The organism is Arthrobacter sp. Sr24 (assembly GCF_054511175.1).
The window spans coordinates 1-24,924 of the sequence record NZ_JBTNDB010000005.1; the positions used below are offsets into that span (position 1 = coordinate 1).

General features: G+C 60.3%; 21 protein-coding genes. 13 read left to right on the forward strand and 8 right to left on the reverse strand.

Annotated features, from left to right (window positions below; genetic code table 11):
* The first annotated feature begins 418 nt into the window (after positions 1-418).
* The 10 genes from ACX80D_RS05025 (at position 419) to xerD (ending at position 11,702) form a co-directional block, all read left to right on the forward strand.
* Positions 419-907: an SRPBCC domain-containing protein gene (locus tag ACX80D_RS05025; protein WP_459321545.1), complete on the forward strand. Its 489-nt coding sequence runs from the start codon at positions 419-421 to the stop codon at positions 905-907.
* A gap of 105 nt (positions 908-1,012) precedes the next feature.
* Positions 1,013-3,430 (forward strand): tetratricopeptide repeat protein, encoded by a 2,418-nt coding sequence (locus tag ACX80D_RS05030; RefSeq protein WP_459321546.1) that lies wholly within the window; start codon positions 1,013-1,015, stop codon positions 3,428-3,430.
* Complete coding sequence (locus tag ACX80D_RS05035) at positions 3,420-4,430, forward strand: HAD-IIA family hydrolase (protein ID WP_459321547.1); 1,011 nt, start codon at positions 3,420-3,422, stop codon at positions 4,428-4,430. The genes ACX80D_RS05030 and ACX80D_RS05035 overlap by 11 nt, the downstream gene beginning before the upstream one ends.
* The gene (locus tag ACX80D_RS05040) at positions 4,427-4,618 is read left to right on the forward strand and encodes a hypothetical protein (RefSeq protein WP_459321548.1); all 192 of its coding nucleotides are present in this window, start codon (positions 4,427-4,429) and stop codon (positions 4,616-4,618) included. The genes ACX80D_RS05035 and ACX80D_RS05040 overlap by 4 nt, the downstream gene beginning before the upstream one ends.
* Complete coding sequence (locus tag ACX80D_RS05045) at positions 4,615-5,445, forward strand: TlyA family RNA methyltransferase (RefSeq protein WP_459321549.1); 831 nt, start codon at positions 4,615-4,617, stop codon at positions 5,443-5,445. Before ACX80D_RS05040 ends, ACX80D_RS05045 begins: the two co-directional genes overlap by 4 nt.
* Before the next feature lie 45 nt (positions 5,446-5,490).
* On the forward strand, positions 5,491-6,561 hold the full coding sequence (locus ACX80D_RS05050; protein ID WP_459321550.1) for an NAD kinase: 1,071 nt from the start codon (positions 5,491-5,493) through the stop codon (positions 6,559-6,561).
* 3 nt (positions 6,562-6,564) lie between these two features.
* Positions 6,565-8,292 (forward strand): DNA repair protein RecN, encoded by a 1,728-nt coding sequence (recN, locus tag ACX80D_RS05055; RefSeq protein ID WP_459321551.1) that lies wholly within the window; start codon positions 6,565-6,567, stop codon positions 8,290-8,292.
* 60 nt (positions 8,293-8,352) lie between these two features.
* Positions 8,353-10,059, forward strand: coding sequence for a CTP synthase (locus ACX80D_RS05060; protein ID WP_459321552.1), 1,707 nt, complete (start codon positions 8,353-8,355; stop codon positions 10,057-10,059).
* Positions 10,060-10,725, forward strand: a complete 666-nt coding sequence (locus ACX80D_RS05065) for an NUDIX domain-containing protein (protein ID WP_459321553.1) — start codon at positions 10,060-10,062, stop codon at positions 10,723-10,725.
* Positions 10,722-11,702, forward strand: a complete 981-nt coding sequence (gene xerD, locus ACX80D_RS05070; protein WP_459321554.1) for a site-specific tyrosine recombinase XerD — start codon at positions 10,722-10,724, stop codon at positions 11,700-11,702. The genes ACX80D_RS05065 and xerD overlap by 4 nt, the downstream gene beginning before the upstream one ends.
* A 30-nt stretch (positions 11,703-11,732) precedes the next feature.
* On the opposite strand, the gene xdhC is transcribed toward xerD, so the two are convergent.
* Genes xdhC through ACX80D_RS05085 form a run of 3 tightly spaced genes read right to left on the reverse strand, consistent with a single transcriptional unit; the run spans position 11,733 to position 16,461 of the window.
* Positions 11,733-12,533: a xanthine dehydrogenase accessory protein XdhC gene (xdhC, locus tag ACX80D_RS05075; RefSeq protein ID WP_459321555.1), complete on the reverse strand. Its 801-nt coding sequence runs from the start codon at positions 12,531-12,533 to the stop codon at positions 11,733-11,735.
* A gap of 8 nt (positions 12,534-12,541) precedes the next feature.
* Entirely contained in the window at positions 12,542-14,962 is a 2,421-nt protein-coding gene (gene xdhB, locus ACX80D_RS05080; protein WP_459321556.1) for a xanthine dehydrogenase molybdopterin binding subunit, read from the reverse strand.
* The gene (locus ACX80D_RS05085; protein ID WP_459321557.1) at positions 14,959-16,461 is read right to left on the reverse strand and encodes a xanthine dehydrogenase small subunit; all 1,503 of its coding nucleotides are present in this window, start codon (positions 16,459-16,461) and stop codon (positions 14,959-14,961) included. Before ACX80D_RS05085 ends, xdhB begins: the two co-directional genes overlap by 4 nt.
* A 291-nt stretch (positions 16,462-16,752) precedes the next feature.
* Here ACX80D_RS05085 and ACX80D_RS05090 point away from each other — a divergent pair, with 291 nt between their 5' ends.
* Together ACX80D_RS05090 and ACX80D_RS05095 are read left to right on the forward strand one after the other, a co-directional pair.
* Positions 16,753-17,238, forward strand: coding sequence for a nucleoside deaminase (locus tag ACX80D_RS05090; protein ID WP_459321558.1), 486 nt, complete (start codon positions 16,753-16,755; stop codon positions 17,236-17,238).
* Positions 17,239-17,254: 16 nt separating this feature from the next.
* A complete protein-coding gene (locus tag ACX80D_RS05095) occupies positions 17,255-17,827 on the forward strand; it encodes an 8-oxo-dGTP diphosphatase (protein ID WP_459321559.1) in 573 nt (190 codons plus the stop codon).
* On the opposite strand, the gene ACX80D_RS05100 is transcribed toward ACX80D_RS05095, so the two are convergent.
* The 5 genes from ACX80D_RS05100 to ACX80D_RS05120 all read right to left on the reverse strand — a co-directional run bounded on the left by ACX80D_RS05100 (position 17,824) and on the right by ACX80D_RS05120 (position 22,639).
* The gene (locus tag ACX80D_RS05100; RefSeq protein ID WP_459321560.1) at positions 17,824-18,153 is read right to left on the reverse strand and encodes a cupin domain-containing protein; all 330 of its coding nucleotides are present in this window, start codon (positions 18,151-18,153) and stop codon (positions 17,824-17,826) included. The genes ACX80D_RS05095 and ACX80D_RS05100 overlap by 4 nt on opposite strands.
* A gap of 196 nt (positions 18,154-18,349) precedes the next feature.
* Entirely contained in the window at positions 18,350-19,489 is a 1,140-nt protein-coding gene (locus ACX80D_RS05105) for a bifunctional 2-methylcitrate synthase/citrate synthase (protein ID WP_459321691.1), read from the reverse strand.
* A 19-nt stretch (positions 19,490-19,508) separates the two neighbouring features.
* Positions 19,509-20,438, reverse strand: coding sequence for a methylisocitrate lyase (gene prpB, locus ACX80D_RS05110; protein ID WP_459321561.1), 930 nt, complete (start codon positions 20,436-20,438; stop codon positions 19,509-19,511).
* A gap of 1 nt (position 20,439) precedes the next feature.
* Positions 20,440-21,960 (reverse strand): MmgE/PrpD family protein, encoded by a 1,521-nt coding sequence (locus ACX80D_RS05115; RefSeq protein WP_459321562.1) that lies wholly within the window; start codon positions 21,958-21,960, stop codon positions 20,440-20,442.
* A gap of 43 nt (positions 21,961-22,003) precedes the next feature.
* Positions 22,004-22,639 (reverse strand): GntR family transcriptional regulator, encoded by a 636-nt coding sequence (locus ACX80D_RS05120; protein WP_459321563.1) that lies wholly within the window; start codon positions 22,637-22,639, stop codon positions 22,004-22,006.
* Positions 22,640-22,902: 263 nt separating this feature from the next.
* Here ACX80D_RS05120 and ACX80D_RS05125 point away from each other — a divergent pair, with 263 nt between their 5' ends.
* Complete coding sequence (locus ACX80D_RS05125; RefSeq protein ID WP_459321564.1) at positions 22,903-24,801, forward strand: propionyl-CoA synthetase; 1,899 nt, start codon at positions 22,903-22,905, stop codon at positions 24,799-24,801.
* The last annotated feature ends 123 nt before the right edge of the window (positions 24,802-24,924 follow it).

A 24,924-nucleotide genomic window follows, 5' to 3' on the forward strand; every position in this document is an offset into this window, starting at 1 on the left:
CGGGAAGCGAAGCCCCACAGCGCTGATGGTACTACATTCGGGGGGATGGGGGAGAGGAGGACACCGCCGGACAACCAGGAAGGGGAGAGGCCCCGCACACAGTGCGGGGCCTCCCCACATTAACAAACAAGTAACGGCCACCCCAAGGGTGGCCACTATTGTTTAAACGCCAAATGGGCAAGGTTGCTTTTTATCGTGATGTACTCCTAGTTGGTATTGCCGGCGCTCGAATGGGTCATTCCTGCCATTTCGCCGCCGTCTTGGAGGGGCAGGATCTCAGTGATTGCCATGCAGCTTTTGTGCGACGATTCAGAGTCTGACGAACTCGTTGCAGTTGCTCGAATGGAACTGGTTGGCTTCAAGGGTTCATAGGCAACTAGGTCAGGCAATTGTCTGGCTAGCGGGGTAGTGTGGCCTGATGCATAATCTTTTTTCCCATGTACATGAGCCGGACTATGTGGCTCCGCAGGCGACGCAGCAGCTCGAGGACGGTGTCCTCATCGACGTGCCCGTGGACCAAGCCTTCGACGGGTTCACGGATGGCATTCATCTTTGGTGGCCGGTGTCTGAGCAGAGTGTTTTTGGCGATGGGAGCCATATTGCCCTCTTGCGGAACCACCTGGTGGAGGAGTCCATTGACGGTGAGGAGATTATTTGGGCAGATATTGTCGAATGGGAGGCCCCGGAGCATCTGAATCTATTGTGGGTATTTGGAAATGATCCTGAGTCCGAACGTGAAGTCGACGTGGTCTTCGAGGCTGCCAACCAGGGAATGACTAGGGTGAAGATCACTTTCCATCAGTCAAGTGCCGGCGAAGACTTGAATGAATCGGAATTTAGCTGTGATTGGCCACTCATCTTGTCCAGATACGCCAGATTCATGGGTGGAGCCGTTCAGCTCGACTAGACTAGAAGACGGACCAATGGGTTCATGGATTTTTTTGGATGATATCAATAGTGAAGAGCGGCTGTTACTGTGCCAGTTAGTGCGCTCGAAGGTTTAGGAGTCGACATGGCTGAGCAGTACGAAGGTAAGCGCGAGGACAATACCCGCGGAAACGACAACAAGAGCACCGGGGGTCGACCCTACTCCGAGCGTCCGGCTACGAACGATCGCCAGCCGGCACGACCTTACAATGAGCGCGGTGGACAAGGTGGCCGTCCCGCCCGTAGCAACGACCGTCCATCCTACGGTGACCGTGATAATCGTGGCGCCGACCGCCCCATGGTTAACGGACGCCGCGAAGACCGCAAGCCTTTTGGTGATCGCGACTCACGCCCTTCATACGGTAACCGCGAAGATCGTCCCGCACGTAGCAACGACCGTCCTTCATTTGGGGATCGCGATAACCGCGGTGGCCAGGGTGGACGCCCCAGTGGCGACCGCGACTCACGTCCTTCATACGGAAACCGCGATGATCGTCCGGCACGTTCGGGCGGAGACCGTCCCTACGGTGACCGCCCGGCACGTAGCAACGACCGCCCGTCATTCGGTGACCGTGACAGCCGCGGTGGCCAGGGCGGACGCCCCAGTGGCGACCGCGACTCACGTCCTTCATACGGAAACCGCGATGATCGTCCGGCACGTTCAGGCGGAGACCGTCCCTACGGTGACCGCCCGGCACGTAGTACCGACCGCCCGTCTTACGGTGATCGTCCCGCACGTAGCAACGACCGCCCCTCATACGGAAACCGCGACGACCGTCCGGCACGTTCAGGCGGAGACCGTCCCTACGGTGACCGCCCCGCACGTAGTAACGATCGCCCGTCTTACGGTGATCGTCCCGCACGTAGCAACGATCGTCCCTCATTCGGTGACCGCGACAGCCGCGGTGGCCAGGGTGGACGCCCCAGCGGCGACCGCGACTCACGTCCTTCATACGGAAACCGCGATGATCGTCCGGCACGTTCAGGCGGAGACCGTCCCTACGGTGACCGCCCCGCACGTAGTAACGATCGCCCGTCTTACGGTGACCGTCCCGCACGCAGCAACGATCGCCCGTCTTACGGTGATCGTCCCGCGCGTAGCAACGACCGTCCCTCATTCGGTGACCGCGACAGCCGCGGTGGCCAGGGTGGACGCCCCAGTGGCGACCGCGACTCACGCCCCTCATACGGAAACCGCGACGACCGTCCGGCACGTTCAGGCGGAGACCGTCCCTACGGTGACCGTCCCGCACGCAGCAACGACCGCCCGTCTTACGGTGATCGTCCCGCGCGTAGCAACGACCGTCCCTCATTCGGTGACCGCGACAGCCGCGGTGGCCAGGGTGGACGCCCCAGCGGCGACCGCGACTCACGCCCCTCATACGGAAACCGCGACGACCGCCCGGCACGTTCAGACGGAGACCGTCCCTACGGTGACCGCCCGGCACGCAGCAACGACCGCCCGTCATTCGGTGACCGTGAAGACCGGGGCCCGCGCGTAGCTCCGGAACGCAATGCAGCAGATCTGCGCAGTTCAAACCGCCCCGATCGCGACCGTTCACCGCACATTGACGCTGATGTGACCGGAGAAGAGCTGGACAAGGTAACTCGTGCCCAGCTGCGCATCTTGGATTCGCGCAACAACGAATGGGTTTCAAAGCACCTGGTCATGGCCGGTCGTTTGATTGACATTGTTCCTGAGCTGGCCTTCGAGCACGCTCTTGCAGCAAGCCGTCGCGGTGGCCGTTTGGCCTGCGTCCGCGAAGCTGTTGCCATGACTGCTTACGCAGCAGGTAAGTACGGAGAAGCGCTGCGCGAACTGCGCACCTTCCGCCGCATTAGTGGTTCCAATGTTCACCTGCCGCTCATGGCAGATTGCGAACGCGGTTTGGGTCGCCCCGACCGCGCCATTGACTTGATCAAGTCAGAGGATGCGGAAACTCTGGACACCGCAGGCAAGGTGGAACTGGCGATTGTTGAGTCCGGTGCTCGCGGTGACCTCGGTGAGATGGAAGCGGCCTTGTCCGCACTGGAAATCCCGCAGCTGGATCTGAATCGTGCCTTCTCCTTCAGCCCCCGCCTGTTCCGTGCCTACGGCATGGTGCTGCGTGCAGCAGGCCGCAAGGACGAAGCTAAGACGTGGGAGCGTCAGGCTCTCGTCGCTGAAGAAGCACTCGGTATGGACGATGGATTCGACCAGATCATCATGGATCTCGGTGACGATGAGGAAATCGCACTGGATTCGCCTCGTCCCCGTGTTCGTGTCGCTGACGTCATGGCCCCGGCCACGCCGCCCGTCATGGACGACGCTGCTAAGGCACAGAGCGCGGAGCTCACCGAAGGCGATGCAGACGTTGAGCAGCAGGATGAGCCGAATGTGGATGATGCTGAGTCTTCCTACTTCGAATCCGATGATGCTGAGTCAGATGCCGACAGTGCAGAGGAAGACGAATTCAACGCCGCTGAGGGCGAGGATTCCGAAGAGCGCAGCAGTGACAGCTGATACTTTGCTCACTGCATATGACGCGGTGCTGGCGGATCTGGATGGCGTAGTTTATGCCGGTCCAGCCGCTATCCCCGGCGCCATTGATGCCCTGAACGGCCTTGCCGCCAGAAACGTCAAGCTGGCGTACGTGACGAATAACGCCTCACGTACGCCAGCGCAGGTCGCAGCACATTTGCGCGATTTGGGTGCCCCGGCCGAGGATGATCAAGTGGTGAGTTCCGCTCAAGCGGGTGCCGCCCTCTTGGCTCTGAAGTTTCCTGCCGGCTCCAAGGTTCTTGTCACGGGCAGTGCAGCGCTGGCTTGGGAAGTCCAAGCCTTGGGCATGCAAATTGTTGCCAGTGCCGATGACGCTCCAGATGTGGTCATTCAAGGATTTGATCCGACTCTCGGCTGGGCAGATCTTGCTGAAGCGACTTTCGCCATCAAGGGCGGCGCGGCCTGGATTGCCACTAACACCGACATGACGATTCCCCGTGACCGCGGTATTGCGCCCGGTAACGGGACCCTCGTCGCGGCGGTGCGTTCCGCCGTCGGATTTGATCCGATGGTTGCCGGAAAGCCTGAAGCGCCGCTGTTCCACACCGCCGCGAACCGTTTGGGCGTCCAATCGCCGTTAGTGGTGGGGGATCGCCTGGATACGGACATTCTCGGCGGGAACAATGCTGGTATGGCCACCGCGTTGGTCCTGACCGGTGTTGACTCCTGCGAGTCGGCGCTGCGGGCCCGCACCGCCGAGCGCCCGCAGTTCATCATCGCGGATTTGGGTGGGCTCTATGCCCCCTACCCGGAGATAACGTTCGACGCCGGATCCGTCACCTGTGGCGGGGCTACTGCCCGCGTCGTCGCGAATGAACAGGGCAACCAGAGCGTGCTGATCAACGGCAGCGCCGACGATCTAAACGCCTGGCGTGCCGCTTGTGCTGCGTGGTGGGCTGCAGTGCCCCAGGTGGATGCGGTAACCACTCCAGTCATCACCTGGCACAGCACCCTCCCATGAACGAAGCAATAATCGCAGCGTCCCAGCCCACCGGCGATCCCGGCGTTGACGCGATGGTGGAGCTGGCCGCTGCGGCCGGCCAGCTCCCGGTGGGGGACCACAAAGAGCTGTACGCCACCGTCTTAGTGGGGCTGGAAAGCGAACTCAACGCCGACCCCTCCGCCGCACTCAAAGGAGTATTTCCATGACCCGATTAGACCAAGAACTGGTCAACCGCGGCCTAGCCCAGTCACGGACCATGGCCGCCACGTTCATCAAGGCTGGCCGGGTCAGCGTTGATGGCGCCACCTCAGTCAAGGCAGCGCACGCTGTCACGGAGCTGATGCTGCTGGAGCTGGCCCCCGGGACTGAAGAGGACTACGTCTCCCGCGCCGGCCACAAACTGGCTGGTGCCCTAGCGCATTTCCCTCAGGTCAACATTGCCGGCAAGCGCTGCTTTGACGCAGGAGCCTCAACAGGTGGCTTCACTGACGTTTTGCTGCGCAACGGTGCGGCCAAGGTCGCCGCCGTGGACGTGGGGCACGGGCAGCTAGTTGAGTCCCTGCGCAACGATCCTCGTGTGGAAGTCTACGAGGGCCTCAACATCCGCTATATGCACCCCGAGGACATGGGTGGTGCCGCAGACCTCACAGTTTGTGACCTGTCCTTCATCTCCCTGACGAAGGTCATGGGCCCCTTGACCTTGGCCACCAAGGAGGGTGGCGAACTGCTGCTCATGGTCAAACCCCAGTTCGAGGTGGGCAAGGACAACTTGGCCCGCACGGGTGTTGTCAGCAGTGAGAATGAACGACGCCGTGCAGTCGCCTTGGTTGCCCAGTCCGCCGTCGCGAACGGACTTCGTCTGCACGGCATTGGCACCAGTTCCCTGCCCGGCCAAGAGGGAAATGTTGAGTATTTTCTCCTGGCTAGCCGTGAAGTGTCAGGGCCGGCGCCTAAGATCGAAGAACAAGAGCTTGCAGTTCAGACGCTGCTGGCCCAACAGTGGCCCGCTGCTCAAGGGGCTGGCAGCAAGTAGTTCAGTTCTAAGTTCTCCTGCTACAACGTGATGAGGAAAAAGCACATGACACGGCGCGTCTTGATTCTGGCTCACACCGGCCGCGAAGAGTCGATGCTTGCAGCTCTTGAAGCGTGCGTTGAGCTCCATGCAAACAACATCATCCCTGTCATGTATGGCGAGGAACTCGCAGACATGACGGGATACTTGGGCGTTTCCAGCGTCAACATGGAGATCTTGGATCGAGATGTCACTCTCGCCGATATTGAACTGGTCATGGTGCTCGGTGGTGACGGAACCATTCTGCGCGCTGCCGAGCTAGTGCGTGACTATGATGTTCCCCTGCTCGGAGTGAATTTGGGGCATGTGGGCTTCCTGGCCGAGAGCGAACGCGAGGAGCTCATCCAGACCGTGTCCGCTGTTGTTCAGCGCCGGTATGTGGTGGAGGAACGCATGTGTTTGGACGTCATTGTCCGAGTTGCTGGCAAAGTGGTGGCGCATACCTGGGCGCTGAACGAGGTGGCCTTAGAAAAGGGCAACCGCGAACGCATGATCGAGGTGGTCACTGAAGTAGATGGCCGTCCGCTCACTTCCTACGGTTGTGATGGTGTTGTCATGGCCACCCCCACCGGATCCACCGCTTACGCTTTTTCTGCCGGGGGACCGGTGGTGTGGCCCGGTGTTGAAGCGCTACTAATGGTGCCCATTAGCGCACACGCCCTCTTCGCCAAACCCTTGGTTGTTGCGCCTACTTCCACGCTCGCCGTAGAAGTCCTGACCCGCAATGGCGCCCACGGTGTCATTTGGTGCGATGGCCGGCGCACTGTGGAGTTGCTGCCCGGTGCGCGCATTGAGGTCACGCGCTCACCCAAGCCGGTCCGGCTGGCCCGGACTCAACAGTACACCTTCTCCGAACGTCTGGTGCGTAAGTTTGAACTTCCTGTCCAAGGCTGGCGCGGTCCTTCCGCGGAAGAATCATCAACACCCACCACTCAATTGCCCATTATCAAGCCGCCCAAGCCCAAGATGCCCCTGGAAGGGCCACACATGGGCCAAATTCCTCAGGTTCCGGACTTGACCATCCCGCACCATGAGGACAGCTATTCGGGCACCACGGGATTTTATGGGCAGGACTAAAGCATGATTGAAGAAATTCGTATCCGGGACTTAGGCGTCATCTCCGAATCCGTCCTTCCGCTAGGACCCGGTTTGAGTGTGGTCAGCGGTGAGACGGGTGCCGGAAAGACCATGGTGGTGACCGCCGTCGGACTTCTGCTCGGCAATCGGGCAGACGCCGGTGCAGTGCGCAACGGCGCCAAGACGGCCTCAGCGGAAGCCACCGTGACCTTGCCAACCGGCCACCCGGTGCTGTTGCGGGCGCTGGAAGCCGGGGCCCAAATTGACGAGTTCGACGGCGGTGCGCAGCTCATTCTGGCCCGCACCGTCAATGCGGACGGACGTAGCCGTGCCCATGTGGGCGGCCGCAGCGCACCCATTGGCGTACTGAACGAGATTGGTGATGCTCTGGTTGCTGTGCATGGGCAATCGGATCAAATCCGTCTGAAAAACCCGTCGGCCCAGCGTGTGGCTCTGGATAAGTTCGCGGCCGAGGCCAACAAAGGTTTCGCTGCGAAGATCCGCAGCTACAAGAATGTTTTCGAGCGTTGGCGAGCCATCCAGAGCGAGCTGCAGGAATTGCGTTCGGCCAGCCGGGAACGCCTGCGTGAAGCCGAATCGTTGACTGCAGCGCTGGCTGAGATTGACGCCGTCGAACCTCTCGCGGCTGAGGACGAACTTCTCAAAGCGCAAGCCGTGAAACTGGGCAATGTAGAAGAGCTACGCAAGGCCACCCTCGGCGCCCACGAGGCTCTGAGCGCAGCCGATTACGGTGATGGTTTGGACGCGGTGACTCTCGTGGACAATGCCAAACGGCTCGTGGAGACCGTCTCTGACAGTGACGAAGAACTGGCGCAAACCACCAAACGGCTCTCCGAAGTTGGCTACCTGCTGGCAGATATTGCCCGGGATTTAGCCAGCTACGCCACGTCTCTAGACACTGAGGGCCCCGGACGGTTGGCTGAGGTGGAGGACCGGCGCGGGGAACTGGCTGTCTTGGTCCGCAAGTATGCCCCGAGCATTGATGAAGTCATCGAATGGGCTGACGCCGCACGGCTGCGCTTAAATGAATTGAGTGATGACTCCGGGCGGATCGAATCCCTCGAGGCCGAAGAAGTCTCGGCACTGACTGAGCTCGGCTCGTTGGCGGGGGAGGTCACCGCACTCCGGCGCAAGGCTGCCGAGAAGCTCTCCAAAGCCGTCAGTGCTGAGCTGAAAGCCCTGGCCATGCCAGACGCCAAGCTAGTCATTGAGATTTCAGCTACCGAGCGCAGCATCCATGGTGAGGATGACATTGCCTTCTTGCTGGCGCCCCATGCGGGAGCTCTGCCGCGTCCTTTGGGTAAGGGAGCCTCCGGTGGTGAGCTCTCCCGGGTGATGCTGGCTCTGGAAGTGGTGCTGGCCGCAGTGGATCCTGTGCCAACGTTTGTCTTTGACGAGGTTGATTCCGGCGTGGGTGGCAAGGCCGCTGTGGAAATTGGCCGCAGGCTCGCCATGTTGGCCGAGCACGTGCAGGTATTGGTCGTTACACACCTGCCTCAAGTGGCAGCATTTGCCGACCAACATATTCTCGTCACCAAGAGTTCTGTGAGCAAAAACTCAACAGGAATTACCACCAGCAATGTCCGTCTTTTGAACTATGAGGAGCGGGTAGTGGAATTGGCGCGAATGCTTGCAGGACAGGAGGATTCAGCGACAGCTCAGGCCCATGCCAAGGAGCTTTTGGCTCAGGGAGCGCGTGTAGCAGGGTAGGAACAAGGGGTGGTTGCGCAGAAAATGTGTGCCGTTCGCGAACGTATATTGGCTCATTAGATGATAGGCTCGAATTCCGTGGTGCAACGATCAAATTCCCGGTTCAGTGGTCAGTCCAAGACGACCAAACACATCTTCGTCACTGGCGGAGTCGCGTCCTCGCTCGGCAAAGGGCTGACGGCTTCAAGCCTCGGCCATCTGCTGCGTGCACGTGGCCTGTCAGTCACAATGCAGAAACTCGATCCCTATCTTAATGTGGATCCAGGCACAATGAATCCCTTCCAGCACGGTGAAGTCTTCGTTACTGACGATGGCGCCGAAACTGACTTGGACATTGGCCATTACGAGCGCTTCCTCGATGAAAACTTGGAAGGATCTGCCAACGTCACAACTGGCCAGGTCTACTCCACCGTCATCGCGAAGGAACGCCGCGGCGAGTACTTAGGCGATACCGTCCAGGTCATCCCGCACATCACCGATGAAATCAAGCGCCGCATGCGCTTGCCTGCTGAGGGCTCCAACCCTCCCGATGTCATCATCACCGAAATTGGTGGCACGGTAGGCGACATCGAATCCCAGCCCTTCATGGAATCAGCACGCCAGGTACGTCAGGACGTGGGCCGCTACAACGTGTTCTTCGCACACGTTTCCTTGGTTCCTTACATTGGCCCGTCCCACGAGCTGAAGACCAAGCCCACACAGCACTCCGTTGCTGCGCTGCGCTCTTTGGGTATTCAGCCTGACGCACTGATCTTGCGCTCGGACCGGGTTCTGCCCGAGGCCATGCACGTCAAGATTGGCCGAGCCTGCGACGTTGATGTTGAAGCCGTCATCGGTTGCCCCGATGCTCCCAGCATTTACGACATCCCTAAGACCCTCCACTCGCAGGGCCTGGATTCCTACATTGTGCGGGCCTTGGGCTTGTCCTTCAAGGATGTTGACTGGACCAAGTGGGACAAGCTCCTTGAGGTTGTGCACAACCCGGCTCACCACGTTGAAGTTGCCTTGGTGGGCAAGTACATCGACCTGCCGGATGCTTACCTCTCAGTGACTGAAGCTCTGCGCGCCGGCGGTTTCGCCAACGCTGCACGGGTCAAGATCCGCTGGGTTCCCTCCGATGATTGCGCTACAGAAGCAGGTGCCAAGAATGCTTTGGCCGACGTTGACGCTATCTGCGTACCCGGCGGCTTCGGCATCCGTGGACTCGAAGGCAAGCTGGGCGCGTTGAAGTTTGCCCGCGAAAACCAGATTCCCACACTGGGTCTCTGCTTGGGTCTGCAGTCAATGGTCATTGAATACGCACGCAACGTGGTTGGTTTGGAAGGGGCATCCTCCTCGGAGTTTGACGAGAACCCCACCTACCCCGTCATCGCGACCATGGAAGAGCAGCTGGACATTGTGGATGGCAAGGGCGATCTGGGCGGCACCATGCGCCTGGGCCTCTACCCGGCCGTTCTCACCGAGGGCTCCGTTGTTGCAACAACGTACGGCACCACGGACGTCTCCGAACGTCACCGTCACCGCTACGAAGTCAACAACAAGTACCGCGATCAGATCGCTGCCGCAGGATTGGTGTTCTCCGGAACCTCACCCGACGGCAAACTGGTTGAATTTGTGGAGCTCCCCGCTGACGTTCACCCGTACTACGTCTCCACCCAGGCCCACCCGGAACTGAGCTCGCGCCCCACCCGGCCGCACGCCTTGTTTGCCGGCCTGATTGCCGCCGCTTTGGTCCGTCAGAACGCAACCCGGTTGCTGGAGGTCTAAGTGACAAACCTTGGTACACCGTCGGCTGCCACCGCAGTGGCGGATTCATTCAGTCACCGCACCTTGCAAAAATCCGCGACGGTGTACCAGGGCCGTATCTGGGACATTGTCTCGGATACCTTCAGTCTCACTCCTGAGGCTGCGCCGATCACCCGAGATTACATGGCCCATCCCGGGGCTGTAGCCGTGGTGGTGCTCAACGAAGAAAACCAGGTACTGCTGCTGAACCAGTACCGGCATCCGGTGCAAATGAACCTCTGGGAGATTCCCGCCGGACTGCTTGATGTAGAAGGCGAGAACTTTGTTGTTGGCGCTGCTCGAGAACTCGCCGAAGAGGCAGATCTTGTAGCAGCCCAATGGCATGTCCTCACCGACTACTTCACCAGCCCCGGATCATCCAGCGAGGCCATCAGGATTTACCTGGCCCGCGGGCTCTCCGAGGTGCCCGAAGAGGAACGTCACGTGCGCACCGACGAGGAAGCCGAAATCACCTTCGCTTGGGTTGACTTGGCTGACGCTGCCGAGGCGGTACTGTCGGGGCGCATCCACAACCCGTCCGCCGTCGTCGGTATTTTGGCGGCCGCGCAGGCTTCCGTCAGTGGCTTCAGCCAACTGCGCGACGCCAACGCACCGTGGCCCGAACACCCCGCCCAGCGCGGGCAGTGAACCCACCTGCACCGTCGGATCAGTTGACTCCAACGGATCCAAGCGCGGTGGACCGGCATATTCGGGACTATTTGCTACACGTTAGAGTGGAGCGAGGCTTGGCACCCAACACTCTCCAAGCGTATGAGCGGGATCTGCGCCGTTATGGCAGTTTTCTGGCCTCCGCTGGGATTACCGAGGTGGAGCAGATCACCCGTCACCACATCAGCGAGTTTTCCCAAGGCCTCTCTGACGGTGCCGATGGAGGATCGGCGCTGGGGATTCGATCGGTGGCCCGCACAGTGGTTTCGGTGCGTGGTCTGCATAAATTTTGGGCGCTCGAAGGCATCAGCATCGCCGACCCGGCCGCCGATATCCACCCACCTCAGGCTGGCCAACGGCTTCCCAAGGCGATCAGTGTTCACGATGTCACGCGCATCCTTGAAGCTGCCGGCTCGGAGACCCCTGCCGGGTTGCGCGACGCGGCCATGTTGGAGTTCCTCTACTCAACCGGGGCGCGCATCAGCGAGGTTGTGGGCTTGGATGTAGATGATCTGGTGCTGCCGGCCGAATCCGACGACGGCCCCTCACTGGTGCGCCTCTTCGGCAAGGGTTCCAAGGAACGGATCGTACCGATCGGATCCTATGCGTTGCGCGCTTTGGAAGCCTATCTGGTCCGGGGAAGACCGTCGCTGGTTACCAAAGGTAAAGGCACGCCAGCTCTCTTTCTAAACGCTCGCGGCGGGAGAATCAGCCGCCAAAGCGTGTGGACCATCCTGAAAACGGTGGCAGAAAAAGCGCAGGTGGATGTGGAAGTCTCACCGCACACACTGCGCCATTCATTTGCCACGCACTTGCTAGAAGGCGGCGCCGATGTGCGTGTGGTCCAGGAACTTCTGGGACACGCCTCGGTGACCACCACGCAGGTTTACACACTGGTCACGGCCGAGACGCTGCGTGAGGTGTACGCCGCAGCCCACCCGCGGGCTTTAGGGTAGGTAACGCTTCGGGCGAAGGCCGGGAGAACTTTAGCCACCAGCGTCTTCCCAACGGATGGCCAGATCGGCCGCTACGGCGATGGCTATACTCGCCGGGTCTTTGCTGCTAATGGCCGCTAGACCTATGGGGCAGGTGATGCGGCTGATCTGTTCGTCGCTGTATCCCTCATTGCCAAGCCTTTTGCGAAAACGCTGCCACTTACTGCGAGAACCAATCAACCCAATGTAGGACGGTTGAGAACGCAGCGCCGCTTCGCAAAGAATCAGGTCCTCGCCGTGGTCATGGGTCAGGACCAGAATGTCAGCTCCCTGCGGCAATTCTTGCAGAACTGCCTCGGGCGCTGGGGCATGATGGACGCTGAGGGTTGCCTGACCCTGCCGCAGTGGCTGCATCCGTCCTGGAGCTAGTGCATCCTGACGAGAATCTACAAGCACCAGATTCAGTGGCAGCCTGCTCAGAATATGAGCGATCTCGTAGCCCACATGGCCCATGCCGAAGATAGCTACGGTCCGCCGGGCTGCCAAAACCTCAAGTAAAACGCTCACCTCCCCTCCGCAACACTGAACACCATGGCGGGTAACACTCTTGTCCGAGAGTGAGAACGCCATGAGCTCGGTGGTGGCGGAGCCAGCGGAAATGAGTTCCCGCGCTCGGTCAATAACGTCCGCTTCAAAGTTGCCACCACCTACAGTTCCCCACGATCCAGTGGCTGAAATGACCAACTTGGCCCCAGCATCACGGGGCGAATGCCCGCGCACGTGCGCCAAGGTTGCGAGCACGGCCGTTTCATTGCGGTCTCGCAGCAGAGCTAGCGCTGCCAACCAGTCCACGGCGCCAGCTACGGTTCCATAGACAAAGGCATGAGAGAAGCCGTGGCTGGCCCAGCTGGCCCAGCTGACAGAGGGCCGGCCACCTCATCAGTATCGACAGACGCTTGAAGGGAATCCTGGACAGCCCAGAACACCGCTTCCGGTGTTGCCGGGGATGCCAAAACGACGCTACGCCCCGCTGGACCAAAGGCTGCCACAGCGTCACGAAGTGCCTCACGCACGCTGAAGGCCAGCATGAACGGTGGTTCTCCCACGGCCTTGGAACCGTAGATGGCGCCCTCTTCTTCGGAGTGCTCCAGTAAATGGACGTTGAACACTTGCGGCATTTCCGAGAAACTTGGCAGCTTGTAGGTGCTGGCCGATTGGGTCAGGAGTCTGCCGCGGTTTGCTCCGGTGCTTTCGTCCCACCGAAGGTCCTCGAGCGTCAACCACCCTGCACCTTGAACATAGCCCCCTTCGATCTGGCCGATGTCCACGATGGGGGAGAGGGAGTCGCCGGCGTCGTGGACAATGTCTACTCTGCGTTGGAGATAGGCGCCAGTGAACCGGTCAACGTCAACTTCAGTCACTGCGGCACCGCAGGCGAAGTACTTGAAAGGCTCGCCCTGCATCGTATCCGGATTCCAGTGCAGGCCATCGGTGCGGTAAAAGCCTGCCGCTGACAGCTGCACCCGTTGCAGGTACGCAGCCATGACCACTTCGGAAAATACCAGACTCGTCCCAGTTACCCCCAATGCTGTCACGTGCCCGTTCGAGAACCGGACATCGTGAGCTGATGCGCCCAGCATTCCACCGGCCACCACAGCGAGCCGATCCGCAAGTTGTTCGCAGGCATTTTTTACCGCCCCGCCATTGAGGTCTGAGCCTGAACTGGCCGCAGTGGCCGAGGTATTGGGCACCTTGTCCGTGCGCGTAGGAGCAAGCCGAACGGCCGACAGCGGAACACCCAATGCTGTTGCCGCAACCTGCAGCATTTTGGTGTGCAGCCCCTGGCCCATCTCCGTACCGCCGTGGTTGATAAGAACCGAGCCATCTTTATAGATGTTGACCAAAGCGCCAGCCTGATTAAACGCCACCAAGTTGAAGGAGATCCCAAACTTCACGGGTGTGATGGCCAAACCACGTTTGTGATCAGGATGCGTGGCGTTGAACTCATCAATCTCGATGCGGCGTGCGGTGAAGTCGCTGCGCTCTAGTACTTGATCCCACACTGTGCTGATCCGCGAAGCATGGCGGACAGGCATTCCATAGGGGGTGCTCTGGCCATCCTTGTAGAAGTTCTTTCGGCGTAAGTGTTCCGGAGCTAAACCCACCAGTGGGGCGCTACGGCCCAGAATGTCCTCGATCAGCAGCATGCCCTGAGGTCCGCCAAAACCACGGAAAGCTGTTTGCGAGGTCTTATTGGTCCGGGCCACCCGGCCCCGCACCTCCACATGAGGAATGAAGTAGGCATTGTCTACATGGCAGAGAGCACGGGCCAACACTGCCTCGGAGAGATCAAGGCACCAGCCGCCGTCGGAGGTGAGCTGGGCCTTCAACGCCAGCAGCTTCCCATCCTCAGAAAAGCCTGCCTCCCACGTGGTGTGGAATCCGTGCCGTTTGCCGGTCATGGTCATATCCAAAGTGCGGTTCAGCCGCACCCGCACGGGGCGGCCAGTCAGCAGCGTGCCTAGAGCCGCAATGGCGGCAAAGCCATGGGATTGCATTTCCTTGCCGCCGAAGCCGCCGCCCATACGCAAGCTCTGCACCGTGATCTCATGATGCCGGAGATTCAGCACATGAGCCAAGATTTCCTGAGTTTCTGAGGGATGCTGGGTGCTGCTCTGAATGAACAGTTGACCGGCCTCGTCCACCGTGGCGAACGCCGCCTGCGTCTCCAGATAGAAGTGCTCTTGCCCGGAAAATTCGGTCACGCCCGTCACCACCTGGTGTGCGGTAGCAAGAGCTGCATCAGCATTTCCGCGGCAGACGGTTTTCGGCAGACCTTGGAAAGATCCCGCGGCGATGGCGTCTGTGACAGAGATGAATGAGGGCAGAACTTCGTAGTCAACGGCCACAGCAGCAGCGCCAGCCCGAGCCGATTCCTGATCCTCCGCCAGTACCCACGCCACTGCATGACCGAAGAACATGGCCTCGGAGGGAAAGAGCGGCTCATCTGATTTCACGCCGCAGTCATTGATCCCGGGCACATCCGTTGCGGTGAGAACTCGCACTACTCCCGGAATGCCAAGTGCGGCTGCTGTATCGAGGGAGCGCACCAGTGCATGCGCGTGGGGCGATTGCACGGGCCACGCCGTGAGTGCATTGGGGGTGCGGGCAGCGATGTCATCGGTATAAATAGCCTGGCCGGTTACATGCAGCCGGGCGCTCTCATGGGGAACGGGTAGGCCCACGATGGCAGAGCTGGGACGTTGCGAGAGTTGACTCATGAGGAGGCCTCCGAAGACGTACTGTTCTGTGAGTACAGTTTGAGCAGAGATTGGGAGAGCATGCGGGTGCGGTACGCCGAGCTAGCACGGTGATCGTCCATGGGGGTTCCCTCGGTTTCCAGGATGACTGCAGCACGGTCCACCGTTTGTTGGTTCCATGGGGCGCCTTCAAGGGCGGCTTCGGTGGCGCGTGCTCGCAGTGGAGTCGCCGCAACACCACCTAAACCAATCAGTGCTTTGGTGATGACTCCCTCATCAATTTGCAGGCTGAAGGCGATGGCAACACTGGAAATATCATCAAAGCGGCGTTTTGCGATCTTGTGAAAAGCAGTGACGTTAGAGCTCGGCAACGGGATCCGAACCGACTTGATTAGCTCTTCCGGGTGCTTGACCGTGGCGCGGTAGCCAGTGAAGTAGTCCGCGAGGGGTAGGACCCGCTCGCCGGACACTGAAAGCAAAACGATCTGCGCATCCAAAGCGAGTAAGGCCGGTGGGCTGTCACCAATAGGGGAGGCCGTGCCAAGGTTTCCGCCGATGGTTGCACGGTTGCGAATCAGCGTGGAAGCGAACCGGGGGATGAGCTGTCGAAGCAACGGAACCCGTTGACCCAATACACGGTCAATCTCCGAGAAAGGCACGGCGGCGCCGATCTCAATCTCAGCGTCTCCGATCTCGATGGCGCAGAGTTCGGGGATGCTTTCGATCGCAATGACCAGCGGCGCCCGCCGGGCCCGGATGGTGACCTCAACGCCCCAGTCAGTACTGCCCGCGATGAGCATGGCGGTAGGATTCTCGGCCAGTAGCGTCACTGCCTGAGTCAGGGTTGTGGCCCGGGTGAAGATCCCGTCGTCCCGTTCCAAAAACGTTGGGTGAAACTCTGGTGCGGGGGTGCGACGACGGCGTGAGTTGCTGTCGTCGTCGTCCGCTCTTGGGAGTGAATAGGCTGCATCTCTGATGGGACGGTAGCCGGTGCAGCGGCAGAGATTGCCGCTCAGGGCATGCAGCTCGAAGCCGTTGGGGCCGGTTTCGGGATGGACGCAGGCGGGCTCAGTTGCGGACTCCGGGTCAGGACGCGGTTGGCGGTCACTGCGGTAGAACTCCGCGGCCATGGCGCACACAAATCCCGGCGTGCAGTAGCCGCACTGCGAACCGCCTGCCGCGGCCATGGCTGCCTGGACCGGGTGCAAGTTATCCGGTATGCCCAGCCCTTCGGCCGTGAGCAGCTCCTGTCCATCGAGAGAAGCCATGGGCACCAGGCAAGAATTGACGGCACTCCAACGGGCTTCGCGCTGTGTGTCAGCGCGGAGTACCAGAATGGCGCAGGCCCCGCATTCTCCTTCGGCGCAGCCTTCTTTGGCGCCGGTGAGACCGTTGGATCGCAGCCAGTCGAGCGCCGTAGTATGCGCGGGGGCTAAGCCAAAAGGCCGCACGGTGCCATTGACGGTGAAGGCCGGTTCCGTGTCCGCCAAAGGATCGGGCAAAGCTTCGAGGTTGCTCATGGTGATGCTCCAACTTCATTGTCGTAGCAGGCAAGGGTGCAGCAAGTGGTTCTTCTACCACCGAGCGTACAGCCCGCCCGGTCCCATGTAACGGACAGTGCGTTTTGGCGTAGCGATTCACCGACACTCAAGGTGAAATTGGGTGCATACTTGGTCAGGGCCTACGGCCTTGTTAGTCTCAACTCACGCCGCCGCCGCGCATCGCTGAAAAAGCTCCCGCCAGCAAAGGTAGGCAGTGGCAACACCCCGAATCAGCACTGCTTCGGGTCCCGCGGCACAAGGAACCCTCCCATGGATGACATGCAAGAAGTAGAACAGTATTTGGCGAGAGCTGTCGCCTTAGCCACGGAGAACGTCCGCAATCAGGGCGGACCCTTCGGCGCGATTGTGGTGACGGCCGATGGCCAAGAATTCTCGGGACTGAACCGTGTCACGGCGAACCTGGATCCCACGGCCCATGCCGAAGTGACCGCCATCCGTAATGCCTGCCAAGGCGTGGGCAGCTTTGATCTTTCCGGGGCAACCCTTTACACCAGTTGCGAACCCTGCCCCATGTGTTTGGCCTCCGCCTTATGGGCCCGCATTGGCCGCGTGTACTTCGCAGCAGACCGCCACGATGCGGCGGCGGCCGGCTTCGACGATGCCCTTTTCTACGAATACTTCGACGCCGGAAATGACGGAGCGCTGATGCCGGTGGCGCGGGCGGTACCTGCCACGGGCACTGCCGTGGATCCGTTCGAGCAGTGGCGCCAGAATGAAAACCGGACCGACTACTGACGGCTAGGCTGGATTCATGACAGCCGCCGATGTGACCCTGTGTTTTCTGCTCCGTGACGGGAGCAACCTTGACGGCGGCCTTGAAGGCAACCGTGTCAGCAACCGTGACAGTAGGGCCTTTGAAGAAGTGCTGCTAGGTCTGAAAAAGACGGGCGTGGGTACCGGAAAAGTCGTGGGGATTGGCGGGCATGTGGAACCAGGCGAAAGCGTTGTCGCCGCCATTTGCCGCGAAGTGTCTGAGGAAACCTCCATGACCATCCAGGCGAAGGATCTGATTCCGGCGGGGACCGTGGAATTCGTGTTCCCGGCCAAACCCGCCTGGGATATGTTCACCACGGTGTTCTTATGCCGGAAGTTCGACGGCGAGCCGCAAGAAAGTAGCGAGATCGCCCCACGCTGGTATCCAGTGGCAAATTTGCCGCATGCCCAGATGTGGGCCGACGCCATTCACTGGTTACCAGCATTCCTCACCGGAGAGCGCGGACACTGGCGAGTTGTCCTCAACGATGACAACGAAACCGTAGCCTCCAGCGTGCATACTCCGCTGAGGGAGAGGGCACTGGTTCCAGAGGAGGATCTGGGCAGCTAGGGTTTGACCACTGTCAGCAAGAACGTCGAATCCACCAGCGCCTCCACGGAATGGCGAGCCTGCGGCACCACTAAGTGATCGCCCGGAGAGCCCTCCCATGAAACCTCGCCAGCCTTCAGGACGATGCGGCCGCTGAGGACCTGTACTGTGGCTTCGCCGGGATTCTCGTGTTCATCCAGCAAGCTTCCCGCTGTGAGGGCAACAACGGTTTGCCGCAGCACACGTTCGTGCCCGCCATAGACTGTCTTGGCTCCGCGGCCACTGGATTTGGACTTGGCCGAAACCATAAGTTCCCGGGCCAATGCTGTCAGGGATGATTTTTCCACGATGCTCCGTATCTATTGCTTAGGCACAACTTCGGAACTGCTTTCCTTCACAGTACCCGCACAACAAAGCCGCCGCCCACCCCCACAACGGGAGGTGAGCGGCGGCGCCGTCGTACCCCAGCCGCTCCCACTGCTCGAAAGCTCGCAGCGGGACCTTCGCAGCCGTGGGCCCATACTCAAAGACCAGAGGCGAGTGTTAGCTCACGTGGCGTTCGTCAACTCCGTTGTAAGCGCTCAACGGGCGGATCAGCGAGTTGGCTGCACGCTGTTCCATGATGTGCGCCGTCCAACCGGTGATACGGGCGGCGATGAAGATGGGCGTGAACATGTCCGTGTCAAAACCCATCAGGTGGTACGTGGGCCCGGCTGGGTAATCGAGGTTGGGCTTGATGGCCTTGGCCTCATCCATGGCCTGCTCGAGCCCGTCATACAGGCCCAACATTTCCGGACGATCAAAATGCGCGATCATCTTATCCAGCGCGCCCTTCATGGTGGGAACGCGTGAGTCGCCGTGCTTGTACACGCGGTGCCCAAAGCCCATGACCTTCTTCTTCTGCGCCAGGGCGTCTTCCATCCATGCCTTGGCGCGGGTGGCTGCTTCCTCACGCGTCTCATCGCTGCGGATGCCGATCTCATTGAAAGTATGCATGACGGCCTCGTTGGCACCGCCGTGCAGCGGACCCTTCAACGCGCCAATGGCGCCGGTGACTGCCGAGTGCAGATCCGAGAGTGTGGAGGTAATCACGCGCGCCGTGAACGTGGAGGCGTTGAAGGAGTGCTCCGCGTACAACACCATGGAGACGCGGAAAGCGTCCACAACCTCCGGGGCTGCTTCTTCGCCAAAGGTCATCCACAAGAAATTGTCCGGGTAGGGCAAGTCCGTGCGGGGTTCCACCAATTCCAAACCACGACGGCGGCGCTGATCGTAAGCGACCACTGCCGGGAACTGCGCAAACAGGGACTTGGCCTTTTCCAATTCCGCCTCGGGAGAGGAGTCCTCGGCCAACGGATGAGCTGCGCCGAGGACCGATACTGCCGTGCGTCCCACATCCATGGGGTGGCAATCCAGCGGCAAGAGATCAATGGCTGCCTTGACGCGAGCATCGAGGGCGCGGTTGGCACGCTCAAATGTTTCAAAGCTGGCCAGTTCAGCTGCGGACGGCAATTCTCCTGTCCAGAGCAGCAGAGCCACTTCTTCGAAAGACTTGCTGGCGGCCAGCTCCTGGACCGGATAACCGCGGTACAGCAGCGAGTTGGACTCGGGATTGACCTTTGAAACGGCGGTGTAGTCGGCGACGACGCCGGCTAGGCCTTTGCGTACTTCTTCTTCAGTCACTGTTGGCACTTCCTCGTCCTTAGAGATTCGAGTTGTTGGTAGAGATGTCCAGGCCTGGGACCTGGAAGTTGAAGATACCTGTATCAAACTGGTTGTACGCCTCATAGTCAACCAGCTCGTACAGGCGTGAGCGGGTCAGCATGTCTTCCACGGCGGCTTCTTGCGTGCCATCAGCGGCAATGGCGTCTAGGACGCGTTCTGCTGCACCCATCGCACTTCGTAACAACGTCACGGGGTAGATGATCATAGCCACGCCGGCAGCAGCCAAAGCGTCGCGGGTGAACAGCTCACTCTTACCAAATTCGGTCATGTTTGCCAGTACCGGTACGTTCACAGCCTTGCACACGGCTTCGAACTCTGCCACGGACTTCATGGCTTCGGGGAAGATCGCGTCAGCACCGGCGTCGACCAAGGCCTTGGCCCTGTCAATGGCGGCATCCAAACCTTCTACGGCGCGGATGTCGGTGCGGGCCATGATCAAGAAGTTCGGATCGCGGCGGGCATCGGCGGCGGCAGCAATACGCTTGACTGCCGTGTCTAGATCCACCATGTTCTTGCCATCGAGGTGTCCGCACCGCTTGGGGTTGAACTGGTCCTCAATGTGGCAGCCGGCCAGCCCAGCGTTCTCCAGCTCCTGGATGGTGCGGGCCACGTTCATGGGCTCACCGAAGCCAGTATCGGCATCAATGAGACATGGCAGGTCCGTCATGCGGGCAATCTGTCCACCGCGCGCGGCCACCTCGGTCAGGGTCGTCATGCCAATATCCGGCAAGCCCAGATCGTTGGCAAGGACGGCGCCGGAGATGTAGACGCCGTCGAACTTCTTTTCCTCAATGAGGCGAGCCGAGAGCGGGTTGAAGGAGCCCGGAAACTGGACGGCTGCGCCCGGAACCAGCATGGCCCGGAAGTCAGCGCGCTTCTGTTCAGCGGTTTTCTTGGAGTACAACATCTTAGAAGAGTCCCTTGGGTGCGGCTGCCAGATCCACGACGCCGGGAGCTGCCAGAATGTTCAGCTGGTCCAGTTCGCCGGCGGCCAGGTTGGGCAAATTTTCTGCTGCCGCGATGAAGCGGTCGATCTCGGCTTCCTCGACCAAGCCGGTGGCCAGGGTACGGAACTTGTTGATGTACTGCTCGCGGGCAAACGGGCGGGCGCCCAGCGGGTGAGCGTCGGCGACGGCGATGGAGTCCTCAATGACGGTGCCATCGTTGAGCGTGATGACTACTGTGCCACCGAAGGCCTTTTCGGCGATGTCCAAGGAGTGGTAGCGGCGCGTCCACTCGGCATCTTCTTCCGTGGTGACCTTGTGCCACAGCTCCACGGTGTCGGGGCGGCCGGCACGCTCGGGGGAGTACGAGTCAACGTGGTGCCATGCACCATCCTGCAGGGCCACCGTGAAGATGAACGGGATGGAGTGATCCAGGGTTTCCCGTGATGCGGTGGGATCGTACTTCTGGGGATCGTTGGCGCCGGAACCAATCACGTAGTGCGTGTGGTGGCTGGTCTTGATCAGCACGCTGGCTACGTTGGCGGGGTCGGTTGCCTCGGGGTGCTCGCCGTGCAGCCTGCGGGCCAAGTCAATCCACGCCTGTGCCTGGTATTCAGCAGAGTGTTCCTTGGTGTAGGTATCCATGATGGCGCGCTTGGCCTCACCGGCGGCGGGCAGGGGCACGGTGTACTGAGCGTCGGCGCCGTCGAGCATCCACGCGATCACACCATCTTCACCTTCATAGATCGGAACCGGTGAGGTCTGGCCGCGCATGGCACGGTCGGCAGCCTCAACGGCCATCTTGCCGGCAAATGCGGGAGCGTGAGCCTTCCACGTGGAGATCTCACCCTTGCGGGACTGGCGGGTGGCGGTGGTGGTGTGCAGACCCTGGCCCACGGCCTGGAAGATGGTCTCCACTTCAAGGTTAAGCAAGGTGCCAATGCCAGCAGCGGCGGAGGGGCCCAGGTGGGCAACATGGTCAATCTTGTGCTTGTGCAGGCAGATGGCCTTGACCAGGTCAACCTGAATCTCGTAACCGGTGGCGAGGCCGCGGATCAAATCTGCACCTGATGCACCGGTGTGCTGGGCAACGGCCAGGATCGGCGGAATGTTATCTCCCGGGTGAGAGTACTCGGCAGCAAGGAACGTGTCGTGGTAATCCAGTTCGCGAACGGCCACGCCGTTGGCCCAAGCAGCCCACTCGGGGGAAACCTTCTCGGTGATACCGAAAACGGAGGCGCCAGCGCCACCAGTGGACGGGGCGTGGGTCAGTGCCTGGGCGCGGGCCGCAACAATGGGGCCACGGTTCAAGGATGCGATGGCAACGGAAGCGTTGTCGATGACGCGGTTGATGATCATATCGGTGACCTCAGCGGTCACGGCCACGGGGTCAGCAGCCACGGTGGCAATCTTGTGGGCCAACTGGTCCTCACGGGCCAGGTTCTCTTCGCTCTTGTAAACGCGGACATTGTGATCGACTGTCATGGTGTTCCTTTCGCAGGGTGATACAAAAATATTTGGGGAAGTATTAATGAGTGGTGCTCAAAAGATGGCGCAGGCTGTTATCCAGATGGACCGTGGTTGCTGCGCTGGCCACGGTGGGGCTGCGGTTGGCGATAGCAAGAGCAATCGCTGCGTGTTCCCTCGCAGCGTCGCGGAGCCTAGCGGGATTGTCTTTACCTAACCGCCTGACCCTCACCAAGTGAACCCGCAAGTTCTTCAGCGCCTGGGTGAGGTAATGATTGCCGACGGCGAAATCCACCGCCGCGTCCAAGTCACCCGCCAGCTGGTAGTAGTCAGCGCGGGACGGATCATCGGCGGTGATAAGTTCTCCTGCATTGACAAGCTGACGGTGGAGGTTGAAGAAGATCTCCGGATCGCAGCGCTGGGCTGCCAGTTCGGCGGCCCGGCATTCCAAGGCTGTGCGGAGTTCAAACAATTCATCCAGATGGTCCAGTGAGATTTCACTGACCACCACTCCGCGCCCGCTCTGTGGTTCAGTCAGGCCCTCGGCTGTGAGTTTGGCCAGCGCTTCACGAATGGGAGTTCGGGATACCCCCAGCCGTGCGGAGAGTTCAACCTCTCCCAGTACTGTGCCAGGAGTCAATTGCCAGTCGATGATGTCGGCGCGCAGTGCCACATATGCTCGTTCGCTAGCTCGCATGATCCCTCCCTGACGTGGTCGCGTGGTGGTTCTGTGGTGATTCTGTGGCTGTTCTGAGGCGGTTCGCCCTGATATTGCGTGGCCTATTAGCTGTGGCCTACAGAACACACTACCCGTTCTGTGTATACAAGCAACAGTGTAATGGGGTGTTTTTCCTAAATTTCTGCCAAATAATTCAAATAATGTATACATTGGTGGTTGTCAGGGCCCAAACTTGCGCGGTAGCATGGCACACATCACATCAAGGTGGATGGAGAAGCACTATGGCATTGAAAACCGTTAGCTACCGGGACGAATACCAGCGCAGCATCAATGACCCCGAGGGGTTCTGGCTCGAAGCGGCCAAAGCTGTCGATTGGGATGTGGCGCCCACGCAAGCGCACAACGGAGAGCAATCGCCACATGGCCGCTGGTTTGCTGATGGCGAGCTCAATACCTGTTACAACGCTCTCGACAGGCATGTAGCCGCCGGGCGTGGGGATCAGCCCGCCCTGATCCACGATTCCGCCATGACAGGAACCCAACGTGTCTACACCTACGCGGAGCTCACCGATCAGGTTGCTCGCTTCGCCGGAGTGCTCCGCGCCCAAGGTGTAGGCAAGGGGGATAGGGTACTGATCTACATGCCCATGATCCCCGAGGCCGCCATCGCCATGCTGGCCACCGCGCGTCTGGGCGCCATCCATTCCGTGGTCTTCGGCGGATTTGCTGCCAGTGAACTGGCTGTGCGCGTTCAGGATGCCACACCCAAAGTTGTTGTCACCACCTCCGGCGGACTGGAGCCCAATCGTGTGGTGGAGTACCTGCCCACAGTTCATGAAGCGTTGACCAAGGCAGGTTCCCCGGAACTGCCCGTGATCATCAAGCACCGCGACGGCTTTAGCGCAGATCCCGCAGCCCTGGGCTTGAATGCCGTGGATTGGGAGGCTGCGCTCTCAGACGCCCAGCCCGCCGCACCCGTGCCTGTGAAAGCGAGTGAACCGCTCTACATCCTCTACACATCAGGTACTACCGGGGCACCCAAAGGTGTGGTGCGAGACAATGGTGGTCACGCCGTCGCACTTTTGTGGACCATGAAAAATCACTACAACATTGCCCAGGGTGATATCTGGTGGACGGCCTCCGATGTTGGCTGGGTGGTGGGGCATTCCTACATTGTCTACGGGCCGCTCCTGGCCGGGGCCACCACTGTGATGTACGAGGGAAAACCTGTGGGCACCCCTGACGCCGGCGCGTTCTGGCGCGTCATTGAGCAGCACAAGGTCAAGGCGTTGTTCACCGCACCCACCGCATTGCGGGCCATTCGCAAGATGGATCCGGAGGCCGCCCTGCTGGAGAAGTACGACGTCGGCACTCTGGAAACGCTGTTCACCGCGGGTGAGCGGCTGGATACCGATACCTATCATTGGGCTGGCAAGGTCCTTGGGGTACCTGTGGTTGATCATTGGTGGCAGACCGAGACCGGCTGGGCCATTGTGGGAAACCCGCGCGGGCTGGAACCTCTGGCCTTGAAGCCGGGCTCACCAACTGTGCCCATGCCCGGGTTCGATTTGCGGATCGTAGACGGTATGGGAGTGGATGTGGCCACGGGGGAGGAAGGCAACATAGTTCTTGGCTTGCCGCTGCCTCCTGGCACGCTGCCCACCCTATGGAACGATGATCAACGATTTGTTGATTCTTACCTCAGTGCTTTTGAGGGCTTTTACGTCACGGGCGATTCCGGCTACCAAGACGAAGACGGCTATGTCTTTGTCATGGGCCGCACCGACGATGTCATCAATGTTGCCGGCCACCGGCTCTCCACCGGTGCCATTGAGCAGGTCATCGGCACCCATCAGGCCGTAGCGGAATGCGCTGTCATTGGTGTTGCTGATGCCCTCAAGGGGCAAAAGGCTGTGGGCTATGTGGTCCTGAAATCGGGGGTGACACTGTCCGACGAGGACCTGCAAAAGGAGCTCGTTGCGCTGGTCCGGCGCGAGATTGGGCCCGTGGCAGATTTCAAGTCCGCAGTAGTAGTGGACGCGCTGCCCAAAACTCGCTCCGGAAAGATCCTGCGCAAGACCATGCGCCAGATCGCCGATGGCGAAGACTATGTGGTGCCTTCAACTATTGAGGACTCCTCGGTGATTGAGACGCTCGTCCCGGTGCTGCGCCCCAGCTAGATCCTTGGGCCAGTATTTCTCTTGTTCGTCTCTATGTTTTCTCCTGAATTTTTCCCCTAAGCCGCTGTCGCCTGTGAATGGGCGACGGCGGCTCTTGCGTTAAGTGGGTGAGTGAGCTTCCAC

Excerpts from the sequence above, each read along its gene's own strand:
- ACX80D_RS05025 (WP_459321545.1), top strand. The coding sequence starts at position 419 with ATGCATAATCTTTTTTCCCATGTACATGAGCCGGACTATGTGGCTCCG.
- ACX80D_RS05030 (WP_459321546.1), top strand. The coding sequence starts at position 1,013 with ATGGCTGAGCAGTACGAAGGTAAGCGCGAGGACAATACCCGCGGAAAC.
- ACX80D_RS05040 (WP_459321548.1), top strand. The coding sequence starts at position 4,427 with ATGAACGAAGCAATAATCGCAGCGTCCCAGCCCACCGGCGATCCCGGC.
- ACX80D_RS05045 (WP_459321549.1), top strand. The coding sequence starts at position 4,615 with ATGACCCGATTAGACCAAGAACTGGTCAACCGCGGCCTAGCCCAGTCA.
- ACX80D_RS05050 (WP_459321550.1), top strand. The coding sequence starts at position 5,491 with ATGACACGGCGCGTCTTGATTCTGGCTCACACCGGCCGCGAAGAGTCG.
- recN (WP_459321551.1), top strand. The coding sequence starts at position 6,565 with ATGATTGAAGAAATTCGTATCCGGGACTTAGGCGTCATCTCCGAATCC.
- ACX80D_RS05060 (WP_459321552.1), top strand. The coding sequence starts at position 8,353 with ATGATAGGCTCGAATTCCGTGGTGCAACGATCAAATTCCCGGTTCAGT.
- xdhB (WP_459321556.1), bottom strand. The coding sequence starts at position 14,962 with ATGAGTCAACTCTCGCAACGTCCCAGCTCTGCCATCGTGGGCCTACCC.
- ACX80D_RS05085 (WP_459321557.1), bottom strand. The coding sequence starts at position 16,461 with ATGAGCAACCTCGAAGCTTTGCCCGATCCTTTGGCGGACACGGAACCG.
- ACX80D_RS05090 (WP_459321558.1), top strand. The coding sequence starts at position 16,753 with ATGGATGACATGCAAGAAGTAGAACAGTATTTGGCGAGAGCTGTCGCC.
- ACX80D_RS05095 (WP_459321559.1), top strand. The coding sequence starts at position 17,255 with ATGACAGCCGCCGATGTGACCCTGTGTTTTCTGCTCCGTGACGGGAGC.
- prpB (WP_459321561.1), bottom strand. The coding sequence starts at position 20,438 with ATGTTGTACTCCAAGAAAACCGCTGAACAGAAGCGCGCTGACTTCCGG.
- ACX80D_RS05115 (WP_459321562.1), bottom strand. The coding sequence starts at position 21,960 with ATGACAGTCGATCACAATGTCCGCGTTTACAAGAGCGAAGAGAACCTG.
- ACX80D_RS05120 (WP_459321563.1), bottom strand. The coding sequence starts at position 22,639 with ATGCGAGCTAGCGAACGAGCATATGTGGCACTGCGCGCCGACATCATC.
- ACX80D_RS05125 (WP_459321564.1), top strand. The coding sequence starts at position 22,903 with ATGGCATTGAAAACCGTTAGCTACCGGGACGAATACCAGCGCAGCATC.